Origin of the sequence: Amycolatopsis sp. NPDC049253, assembly GCF_040678995.1 — a bacterium.
Classification (GTDB): domain Bacteria; phylum Actinomycetota; class Actinomycetes; order Mycobacteriales; family Pseudonocardiaceae; genus Amycolatopsis.
The window spans coordinates 1-2,097 of the sequence record NZ_JBFAQX010000075.1 but is presented as its reverse complement, the minus strand read 5'-3'; the positions used below and the strand labels follow the sequence as shown (position 1 = coordinate 2,097).

Here is a 2,097-nt window from a genome sequence, read left to right as displayed (position 1 = left end):
TCCGCTCATGCACCCGATCCAGCTGATCCATCACCACATCGACCACCACCAGGATGATCTACCACAACACCACCAACTGCCGTTGCAGTACTAGGCATACTCGGTTGTCTCGCGACGATGTCACCCATGATCAGTCTCAAACTCGCGGCATTTCCTCGTATTACCTGCGGGAGCGACGCGGACTGACTCCGCTGGTTGCGTTTCAGTCACAGCAGCTGGATCGCACGCATGAAGTCGAGCGAAGCGAAAGAGGCGGTCTGCATGACCGAACAGTGCCGAACGACGACGGCAGGAAGTCCATCCGCACCATCGCCCACGCCACCAAGGGGTCCATCGGCACGCCGTCGGCGTGCCGAGCGAGGATGATACGGCGTTTGTCGGCGTCGACGACGCGGGGGCGGCCGCCGGTGCGGCCGCGGGCACGGGCGGAGCCGAGGCCCGTTGCGGGTTTTGCGGACGATGTCGCAGCGGCGGTCCTCTGCCAGCGCGAGCGCCAGGTCGAGGATGAGGTTGCGTTCGGTGTGCTCGCCGGCGGCGCGTCCTTCGAGGACCTTGACCGCGATGCGCGGAGTGTCCGCGCGGGAGGAGCCGGAGTCGCGTCCTGGCTGGTTGCGAGCGTACGAGCCGAAGCTAGATGGCTGGCGTGCGGTGCTGTTCACCGAAATGGGCCTAGTACTGCAACGGCAGTTAGTGGTGTTGTGGTAGATCATTCTGGTGGTGGTCGATGTGGTGATGGATCAGCTGGACCGGGTGTATGAGCGGATCGGGGGCCGGTTCGCGCGGTCGGAGCCGCGGGCCCGGGCTCGGGAGTATGTGTCCGGGCTGGTCGCGGGGTTGGAGCGGAAGAACGGGTGGACGCTGGCCGAGCAGGCCGGTGAAGTCTCGCCGGACGGGATGCAGCGGTTGCTGCGGTGGGCGGACTGGGACATCGACGGCGTCCGTGATGACGTGCGGGACTATGTGATCGAGCATCTCGGTGAACCGGGCGGAGTGCTGATCGTGGATGACACCGGGTTCCTGAAGAAAGGCACGATGTCGGCGGGGGTGCAGCGGCAGTATTCGGGAACTGCGGGGCGGATCGAGAACTGCCAGATCGGAACCTTCCTGGCCTATGCCGGTGGCGGCGGGCATGCACTGATCGACCGGGAGTTGTATCTGCCCGAGCCGTGGATCGCTGCCCCCGCCCGGTGCCGGCGGGCGGGGATCCCGCAGGGGACCGAGTTCGAGACCAAGCCGTGCCAGGCCATGGCGATGCTGGCGCGGGCGTTCGCCGCGAAGGTGCCGTTCGCGTGGGTCACCGCCGATGAGGCCTATGGGCAGGTCAAGTACCTGAGATTGTGGCTGGAGGCCTGCGACGCGGCGCATGTGCTGGCCACCAAGGTCAACGACACCCTGGTCACCGCCGGCGGCCGCGAAGCCCGCGCCGACGAGCTCATCGCAGACCTGCCTGCCCGGTCATGGCGGCGGTTGTCGGTCGGGGCCGGTGCCCACGGGCCGCGGGAGTACGACTGGGCGCGGGTGCCGATCCGGATCGGCTGGCAGTCTGGGCGCGGGCACTGGCTGCTGGCCCGCCGCTCGCTCTCGGATCCGGCCGAGATTGCTTACTACGTCTGCTACGGGCCCCGTCGCTCGACGCTGCTGGATCTGGCCTGGATCGCCGGCACCCGCTGGCGGATCGAGGAGTGCTTCCAGCAGGCCAAGAACGAAGCCGGACTCGATCAGTATCAGGTCCGATCCTGGCGAGCGTGGTACGCCCACATCACCCTGTCCATGCTCGCCCACGCCTGGCTCGCAGTGTCGCGATCCCTTGCCATAAAAGGGGAACCAGTGCCGCCGAACCAGGCATGATCGGATTCACGCTGCCGGAGATCCGGCGCCTGCTCACCAAACTCGCCCTGCGTGTCACCGACACAGCCGACCACATCTGGGCCTGTTCCCCCTTCCGCCGCCGACGACAACACCAAGCCCGCCTCAGCCACTACAAAGACGCGGCTACCCACTCTGGGGTGTACCAAGGATCTTGGACAGGGCCTCCTGTCTGAGAGGATGGGTGTATGCCCGAGCAGCGTCGGAGATTCAGCGCTCAGTTCAAGGCCG

The 2,097-nt window shown here is 66.5% G+C and carries 2 protein-coding genes; one reads left to right on the top strand and one right to left on the bottom strand.

Annotation, left to right across the window (positions count from 1 at the left end; all coding sequences use genetic code 11):
* Positions 1-206 precede the first annotated feature (206 nt).
* The gene (locus AB0K15_RS47975; protein ID WP_364067920.1) at positions 207-659 is read right to left on the bottom strand and encodes a hypothetical protein; all 453 of its coding nucleotides are present in this window, start codon (positions 657-659) and stop codon (positions 207-209) included.
* A gap of 55 nt (positions 660-714) precedes the next feature.
* On the opposite strand from AB0K15_RS47975, the gene AB0K15_RS47970 reads away from it, so the two are divergent.
* On the top strand, positions 715-1,848 hold the full coding sequence (locus tag AB0K15_RS47970) for an IS701 family transposase (RefSeq protein ID WP_364067918.1): 1,134 nt from the start codon (positions 715-717) through the stop codon (positions 1,846-1,848).
* Positions 1,849-2,097: the final 249 nt, after the last annotated feature.